The 9,441-nt window shown below is 55.5% G+C and carries 3 protein-coding genes and 1 pseudogene; 3 read left to right on the forward strand and 1 reads right to left on the reverse strand.

Features of this window, described 5'->3' with window-relative positions:
• Nucleotides 1–567 (forward strand): annotated as a pseudogene (locus PAT3040_RS36820) (hypothetical protein); the annotation flags it as partial.
• 100 nt (nucleotides 568–667) lie between these two features.
• Entirely contained in the window at nucleotides 668–6,619 is a 5,952-nt protein-coding gene (locus PAT3040_RS06410; RefSeq protein ID WP_108991937.1) for an alginate lyase family protein, read from the forward strand.
• 132 nt (nucleotides 6,620–6,751) lie between these two features.
• Here the strand turns inward: PAT3040_RS06410 and PAT3040_RS06415 are convergent, their stop codons facing one another.
• Complete coding sequence (locus PAT3040_RS06415; RefSeq protein ID WP_087570812.1) at nucleotides 6,752–7,627, reverse strand: AraC family transcriptional regulator; 876 nt, start codon at nucleotides 7,625–7,627, stop codon at nucleotides 6,752–6,754.
• 145 nt (nucleotides 7,628–7,772) lie between these two features.
• On the opposite strand from PAT3040_RS06415, the gene PAT3040_RS06420 reads away from it, so the two are divergent.
• Nucleotides 7,773–9,441 (forward strand): beta-L-arabinofuranosidase domain-containing protein (locus PAT3040_RS06420; RefSeq protein WP_258234869.1); only part of this gene is annotated, 1,669 nt, incomplete at its 3' end.

Genomic DNA, 9,441 nt, shown 5'->3' on the forward strand with positions numbered 1-9,441 from the left:
GCTATCGATGCCGCGGAAGCGGTGCAGAACGATATATTGGCGGGCGCAGACGCCGTAGCCCAGGCAGTAAACGCGTTGGCGCAAGCGATGGAAACATTCCGTGGGGCGGTCATGAAGCCGACGGTTCCCGTTACGCCAAGCGGTCCGAACAAGCAGGCGCTGCAGCAAGCAATCGCGGCTGCGGAGCTCCTATACGATCGGGCCGCGGAAGGCGCCAAAATCGGCCAATACAAGAGCGGCGCGAAGGCGGGGCTTGCGGCGGCAATCGCCGATGCGAAAGGGATTTACGGCAGCGGCTCCTCTACTCAGCAGCAGGTGAACGAGGCCGTTCAGGACCTGAATCGGAAAGTGGACGAGTTCCACAAGCAACTGGTATCGCTTGCGGGCGGCGCAACCCGGTTGACGGTCGCAGATTTGTCCGTGCTTGCGCGCTATTACGGCATAACATCCGGCCAGGCAGGCTGGAGCGAGGTAGCGGCAGCAGACTTGCAGGAGGAAGGCAAAATTACGATCCGGACGCTTGTCGCCTTGGCGAGAATGGTGCTGGAGGAGTGGAACAACGAATAACGCAAGGCAGGGCTGTTCCCGGAGCCGATTCCGGTCCAGGGTCAGCCCCGTTTCATCGCAACTTATCTCTTGCTAACCATTTTCGGAGAGGAGATCGACAATGAGCAAACATGTAAGACAGGTACTGGCATTGCTGTTGTGCGTGCCCATCCTCATGATGCCGATGTTTGGGCTTGCCCCGGATGCGGCGGCAAACGCTGCGGCGGCGGCCGAGGCGGCGCCGGAGGTTCGGGTAGTCAGCTTCGCTGCAACGGATGAGGGCAGCGCGTATGTGGACAAGTCGTCGCCGGATTCCGTAAGAAAAACGGCCAGCACCACCGACAACAATATTCAGTTCAAGATGATGGTCGGCAAAGGACGACACGGTTATCTCCGGTTCGATTTATCTTCCTTTGACACTAGCTTGTACAACATTGATGTAATGACGATGGAGCTGGCGTTTCGAAAATCGCATGATCCCAATACCCTTACATTTGTCGAAAGCGAATCCGTTTGGTCGACCGACAGCGGCGTCAAGTGGACCTCCAGCAATATTACCTATAACAACCGCCCGAACGATATAGCGGGTTCGCCGACGGCGCAGATTACGTTTGCGTCAGCCGGAGAAGGCAACGTACCAGCCGGTCAGCCAAACGCAACAGTGGATGTGACCGACTTGTTCCGGAACGCGCTGAAGGCGGGCAGAACAGAGATCAATCTTCATATTTACACCGATTCTTCGGAAAATACGGCTGCCGGGAGCGTGACGCAGCTGTATATCGACAGACCGCATCCATCGGGACAAATCCCGGTTGTGGTAAACGTAACGACGGGTGAGCCTGTCGTGCCGCTCGATCCCGAAGGTTTCGTCGCAAGAGTAGAAGCGGAGGATTTCTATCGATCGGCAGGCAACATCTATGTCAGGGATAACGGAGACACCGTACCGGGTTCGATGCCCGGCGACGAGGTTGTCCTGACGGGAGCCTCGGGCAACAAATTTGTCGATTTCAGCGACCCGGTCGCGGACTATAAAACGGGCAGCGGCGCGAGCAACAACTCCATTCCGTCAGGACAGGACCAAGCCAGTTGGAAGGTCGTTGTACCGGCGGCGGGTTTTTACCAATTGGCGTTCAGCTACAACAACCCGGCAACCAAGACGGACGGTTACCGCAATGTCCGCGACGAACGAAATACCCGCATCGTGATCAACGACGATGAGCCGGATTTTACGAATACGATGGACCCGCATTGGGCGGGCTGGATGATTTTCAATATTTCCGGATACAACGACAGCTATAATCCTGCGGCCAACACATCCTTGACGCCGCAATCGGATAATGGTTACGCCAACGTAAGAGGCAATACGGCCTGGAATACCAACTTTATGAACGTCTGGCTGGAGAAAGGGGAGAATACGGTCACTCTGGGCATGGAGGCGCCTCCGGGACAAGGCGTTTACGACGGCCCCAACCTCGATTATTTCGACGTGGTTTATATCGGAGATCAAATGGTCGGAGAAGATGAAATTCCTTATCTGAACGACGATTTCGTTTTCCAGCATCCGGGCATCGCGTTTACGCTGGAGGATCTGGATCATATCAAGGCTAATAAAGACAATGCGGATACCGTTTACGGCAAAGGTTATCAGGAGCTGGCAAGCGCTGCGGCCTGGTTCGACAGCAATGCCGTCAATCCGGAGCCGGTGCTTGACGTGGGTCCTTACAACAGCCCCAATATCGGCGGAACGGCATATACGCGAGGCGGCAGCAAGGCGCTTTATTATGCTTTGCGATATTACCTGGACGGTGACGCCGCTTACGGGCGCAAAGCGAAAGAGGTGCTGAACGAGTGGGCTGCCACGCTTAAGACGCTGGGCTCCGGAAACGATGTCAAACTCCGAATAGCCATTGTAGCGACGGATTTCGTAAACGCTGCCGAAATCATCAGGCATGTCTATAATGGCGATCCGGATGTTGCGGCAGCGGACCTGTGGCAGGAGGCGGACATGGCCGAATTCGACAGCTTCCTGCGCCTGCTGCTGACCAAGACATACGACTTCTATCCACAGGCCAACGGCAACTGGGACGCGATTCTCGGCGGCTTCAACATGGCTGCGGCGGTTTATCTGGAGGATATCGATTTATTTAACGACGCGTTGAAGCAGCGGTATCTCGGAACTTACAGAGAAGGCAACGCCGTGTCCATGGGTAGTCTGCCGAGCTATATTTACCCGAGCGGCGAGCAACAGGAAAGCAGCCGCGATCAGCCGCATGCCAGAATGGGCATTACGGGGCTTGCGACGCAAGCGGATATTGCCTGGAATCAGGGGGTTGATATTTACGGAGCCTATGACAATCGTTTACTCTCGGGCACGGTGTACAATGCCAAATATGCCATCGGCGAGGAAGTGGCATCGGAAACATTTATTTCCGACAGAAACAGAACGCAAAGCGGCATCTGGGCTGTCGGATACGAGATCGTCGGCAACCATTATCTAAACGAGGCGGCTGGCGTGTCCAATGGCGGAGAAACGGATGTTATCTATGAAGCGGCGGAGAAGCGCTTGCGCGCAGGCACGGTCAATAACGAAGCCGGGCGGAAGGCGAACTACTACGGCGCCATGATGTTTACGGACAAACCTTATGATGTTTCCATGTCGCTTAGCGCCGGGAAATCCGCGTTAAGCTCTGTCGGCGATGAAATCGTATTGTCGGCCAATGTGCAGACGGATTCCGTCATCAAGCGCGTAAACTGGCATATTCCGCAGACGCTTAAGCCGTATGTCGATGTTGAGCATCTCGGCGATACGTCGCTGAAGCTGAAGCTGAGGGAGATGCCGGAGGTAAGCGGGATAACCGGCGTCGTCAGGGCCACTTCCGTCAAAAAGGCCACCGTCAGCGATACCGCATCCATCTCCATCGTCAACGACGGCATCGACAAGACGGCGCTCGGCGCGCTAATCGCCGAAGCGGATGGGCTCATCGAGTCGGAATATACGACGGATAGTTGGGCCGCATTGACGGCTGCGCTCGAGCAAGCCAAAGCGGCAAGCGGAGACAACACAACGCAAGCGGCGGTCGATCAGGCACAGGCAGCGCTGCAGGCGGCGATGAACGGCCTGGCGGAAGCGCCGATCCGGATTCCGGGACCGGACATGGGCAATTATTATGACAACAGCAAAACCGCGTCCATGATTTTCAAAATGAAAAACGAAGCGGGCGAATACGTTAAAGTGGACCCCGTCACGGAAAAGCTGTCGCTTACGGGAAGCGCCGCCGAAGCTTCGGCATTTGCGTTGTACGTCCTTGACTACTTCGCCACTGTGGATCACGCAGAGCCGGAGGCGGGTGCCACGAGAACGGCGTATTCCATCCGATCTCTGGTCAATAACAAATACTTGACGATCCAGCATTATTTTACGGCCGAAGAGTTTCTGAGCAACACCCATCGTTACTTCAACATTCTGAGCGGCGCTCCCAACGGCACAAGCACGGACAGGACGTTCGAGGTCAAAGCGTCGGCGAACCTCCCGAATTGGAACGAACGATTTTATATCGACCGCTACGCCAAATCGGGTTATTACCGGATCTGGTCGCATTTGTCCACGATGAGGGACGATTCGAACTTCAAACGTTTTAATGTAACAATGACGGATGACGCCATGCAAAGCAGCGGTGCGGCCGCTCAAAATACCGAATACCGTTTTTATTTGGAAGAGGTGACGGGCAGCGATTTGCTGGAAGTTAGCCAGCGGGTATCCGGAGATGACGCCGAGCTGCTCTGGCTTCCCATTAACGGCGATACAAACCCGGCGCATTACAATGTCGCAGGAACGGACGCGGCTGTCGTGCTGGCTGGCGGCCGGATGAGCGCGACGTTGTCGGACCTGAGCATCGGCGTTCACGAGTACACTGTCGAATACAACGGCGGCGGGTATGAAACTTCGGCGGATGTAAGCGTTCGAATCTTTAGCCATCCCGGTATTTTGCAGACGGCGGAGGACCTGGAGAGAATGAAGCAACGCGTTCAGGAGAAGGCCGAGCCCTGGTACTCCGATTATCAGCGGCTGCTGCATAGCGTTCCTTACGATCTGTCCAGCCTTGATTTCGAAACGACCGTTTTTGCCAATGTCGGACGCGGGGGAGCGCCGTCGGATTCCGCCAACATCGGCCATTTCGAGAAAGCCGGCAATGCGGCCTATTTCAACGCCCTGCAATGGGTCATTACGGGGGAAGACAAGTATGCGGCCAATGCCGCCGACATCCTGGGCAAATGGGCGCATGCCTTAAAAGTGATCGACGGTCGGGACCGGATCCTGGGAGCCGGCATCAACGCTTACAAATATGCCAGCGCGGCGGAAATTATCCGATACTACAATGGAGGTTATAGCGGATACGGCGACGCCGACTTCAAGGCGCTGCAGGATATGATGATCAATGTCGTATATCCCGTCATTCAGGATGCGGCTGCTCCCATGCTTGCGAACGGAAATTGGGATGCGGCGGCTATCGTCAGCATGATGGCAATCGGCGTTCTCTGCGACAATACGGAAATATTCGACCGGGCGATGGCCTTGTATCAGGATATTCATGTAAACGGCTCTATCTTCGCTTATGTACACGAAACGGGCCAAAATATGGAGACGGGCCGCGACCAGGCTCATGCCTTGCTGGCGATCGGCTATATGGCCGAAATCAGTCTGATCGCGTTCCATCAGCAAGAGGATCTGTATTCGCTTTATGACAACAGGCTGGCCAAAGCCTTCGAATATACGGCGAAATATAACTTGTTTTCGAAGGAGCTTTACGAGGAGGACGTGCCTTTTGTTGCGATGCCGAACGTTTTTGGCGATACAAGCCGAGGGTATTACGGCGCCGGATTCGACAGGGAAAACAACGGGTTGAACAGAGGCGAGCTGAGACCGGTGTTCGAACAAGTCCTTGCCCTCTACGGCAAGGCGAACAGCGGCGTTGATCTGGCATGGACGGAAAAGGCGGCTGCGGCCGCGCGCCCGCAGGGAATGGTTCATTTTGACAATCTGAACTTCGGCACCTTGGCGTACTACAACGACGAGCCGTTAAACGCGAGCGGGCCATACTTTCAGATGCGCACAAGGTGGGAGCCGCTGTATCAGAGAAACTGGAGCGTCGTGGGCGGCGAGAGAGTCGCCGAAACGCTCAACTCTTATTATGATATGGATGCGAGCGGCGAGCTCGTAACGAAGGGCATGAAGAAGGATGCGCCATTTTACCAATTAATCGCTAACGATGACGGCACTTATTCGATCCGTCTGGTTCGGACCAATACCTATTTGTCGGTAAAAGCTGATCAGGCAGGCGATTACAATCTAATAAAAGCCGATGCCGCGACCATAGGAGAAAACGAAAAGTTTGTGCTGCAGTCCAGCGGGGTAGGACCGTTTTTTCTGGTTTCTCCCAAATACGACAATCGAATCGTCTATCAGCATGCGGCCGGATCGGGCAGTAACGCCGTCCTGACGCTTCGGCTCGGAACCAAAAAGCTGTCGGACATAAAGGACATACCGGATATTACAACAAACGAAAGATTGATATTTATGTACAATGCCGAAGATATTGCGCTCAGCGGAACCGATGCCCCCGGAGGCGGCGAGACCGGCGGGGCGTTGAACAAAGAGGAACTGGCAGCGGCCATTGCCAAGACGCAATCGTTGCTTGGCCGTGCCAAAGAAGGCGGAAAGGTCGGTCAATACCCGGCGGCGGCGATTACGGCGCTGAGAGACGCCATCCTTGCGGCGGAAGCGGTCAGAGGCGGCGCGGGCTCTACGCAGGCGCAGGTGAATGAGGCTGTGGAAGCATTAAATGAAGCGACGGCAAGCTTTGGAGCACAGCTCATTACGCTGGTTCCGGGAGCGGGCCGGGTAACGATTGCCGATCTGTCTCTAATGGCAAGTTACTACGGTGTCGGGAGCGGAGACGACGGCTGGGAAGCAATTGAGAAAGCGGATTTGACGGGCGAAGGAGCCATCACGATTGCCAATCTTGCGGCGGTAGCCCGATTGATATTGGAAAACTGGTTAGCCGAAGCCGAATAACGGTTCACGGTTGAGAGGGGGCTGTCCCTTAAGTCATCATTGACTTAAGGGGTGGCCTCTTATTGTCTGGCACGCTGACCTGCAAAAGGACGGCGAAGTCGTAACTCCCTGGCGCCGGCATGCTTAACAGCGTTACACCCGGTACAAATGCCGCCAATAGGAGGACGGGGCTTCGCCCGTCACCTTCTTGAACACTCTGCTGAAGTAATAGGGACTGTTGAAGCCTAGCCGTTCGCTAATTTCAGAAACGTTAAGCGAGGTGTTGCGCATGAGATCGATCGCTTTGTCGATCCGCAGTTTCGTATGCATCTCGATCACCGTCCGTCCGGTATGTTTGCGAAATGCGGTCGATATATAGTTGTAATTCAAATCGAGCCGACGCGCCAGTTCCTCCGCCTGAAATTCTTTGCTCGCATGATCGACGAGATAAGCCATCACTTTGCCTGTCAGCGCCGACATTTTGCCTGTCGGAACCTGGGCATCCTCGTCGGATAAGGTTGCCTCGTGCATATCGAGAAACAGCCCGTACGCCCGGACGCTCGCTCTTGTCATGCCGTGCAGCCGGGGCTGCCTGTATTCGTCGAGCATCGCCATCAGCCTGTCGCCGAGCGAAGGTTGAAGGGGCAATCCGCCATGCTTGGGCAGCTCGAACCGGTATTCGTAATGGCCTGGCGCATAGTAGCCCGTCTCGGGCATCGGCAAGCGGCCGCTATAGCCGTCCTGCTCTTCCGCCGCAGCATCGAAGTGAATCCAATACCATGCGGTGCCCGCTTCGCTTTCGGGCAGGCCCCAGTGACGAAGCCCCTTTTTCAAAAACAAATGCTCGCCTTGCCGCACCCGATATTCCGTTCCTTCCTCGATCACATGCATGCAGCCTTTCGTCACAAACAAAAATACATCGTAGTCCAGCACCCGGTCGGGATGGGTATAGACGGCAGCCGTCTGATTCCATCCCATGTCTCGCACCAGCGGCATCCGGTCCGCGGTTAACCGTACTGCAGCTAACATAGCCGGTCTCCTCCTTGAACTTAAAGCTCTATAACTCCATTATAAAGATGAAAAAAGTATATGCAATTTTATATTACGTCTATTCTTTGCTTTAATTATAAATATTAAAATAATAATATGATATGAAAAAAGTGAGGGGGTTGCCATGATGGCGCAGTTTTATAACTTAGAGCCGGGGCGGGCAAAGCTTGGCGAGGGTCCTCTGACCGCACGTTTCCGGTTAAACAAGGATTATGTCATGAGTTTGACCAATGCCAACCTCCTCCGCGGCTTCTATATGGAAGCGGGCTTGTGGAGCTATAGCGGCAACGGGGGCACGACGACGGCCTCCACAACCAGTATGGAGGGACCCGAACAGTGGCATTGGGGCTGGGAGGCCGTCACTTGCGAGCTGCGGGGACATTTCATGGGGCATTGGCTGTCGGCGGCGGCTCGTATTTACGCGCAGACTAACGATGTCATGGTCAAGGCGAAGGCCGATACGATCGTGTCGGAGCTGGCGCGTTGCCAGGAAGCGAACGGAGGCGGGTGGCTCGCCGCGTTCCCGGAAACCTTTATGCATCGGCTCTTAAACGGCAAGTGGGTATGGGCGCCGCATTATACCGTGCACAAGCTGCTGATGGGGCTCCTCGAAATGTATCAGCTGGCGGGCAACAGGCAGGCGCTGTCCATCGCGAAGGGCATGGCGGATTGGTTTTACCGCTGGACGTCGGCTTTGTCGCAGGAGCAGCTGGACGAGCTGCTGGATATGGAGACGGGCGGCATGCTGGAAACCTGGGCCGAGTTGTACGGCATTACGAGGGCGGATGAACACAGGAAGCTGATGGAGCGTTATGTTCGCAACCGTTTCTTTGATCTGCTACTGCGGGGCGAGGATGTCCTGACGAACAAACATGCCAATACGCAAATCCCGGAAATATTAGGAGCCGCAAGGGTGTACGAAGTGACCGGGGACGAGCGTTTTCGCCGCATTGCGGAATCGTTTTGGACATGCGCCGTCACAAAGCGGGGGTATTTATGCACGGGCGCCGGCGACGACGGAGAGCTCTGGATGCCGCATCAAGATATGGAAGCGAGACTAGGCGCCGGACAGGAGCATTGCGTCAACTACAATATGATGCGGCTTTCGCATACGCTGCTGCGCTGGACGGGAAATTCCGCTTACGCCGATTATTGGGAGAGGCGGTTCGTCAACGGCGTATTGGCGCATCAGCATGGAGATACGGGCATGATCTCCTATTTCCTCGGGGTTGCCCCGGGCAGCCGCAAGACATGGGGATCGGAGACGGGACATTTCTGGTGCTGTCACGGAACGCTGATTCAAGCCAACGCGGCCTACGAATCCCAAATCTATCTGAGAGATGGCGAAGGCGTCGCGATTGCGCAATGGATTCCGTCCGTCGCTTCGATTGAGCTGGAAGGAGTCCGGATCGGCTTCGCCATCGAGCAGGATAGCCAGCAGGGGCTGTATCCGATGAACAAGTGGAATGTGGCTGGCATGAAGGCGATTACCGAGGTGCATCGACCTGCCATACCCGTTACTAGGCCCGACCGGTTTCTGTTCAGCGTAAAGGTGAGCTGCGACCGGGCAGCGCAGTTCGCGCTTAAGCTGAGGATACCATGGTGGGTTAAGGAGAGAGCCTCGATCACGGTTAATGGCATTCTACAGCAGGATGTTCCGGAAGGCGCGGGTTTCTATAAGCTGAATCGAATGTGGAGCGATGGAGATCTCGTTAAGGTCGAGCTGCCCAAGGCGCTGGCGGCCGAGCCGCTGCCAGGCTCGCCGGATCGGTATGCGTTTGTAGACGGGCCCG

Origin of the sequence: Paenibacillus agaridevorans, assembly GCF_003112455.1 — a bacterium.
GTDB lineage: Bacteria > Bacillota > Bacilli > Paenibacillales > Paenibacillaceae > Pristimantibacillus > Pristimantibacillus agaridevorans.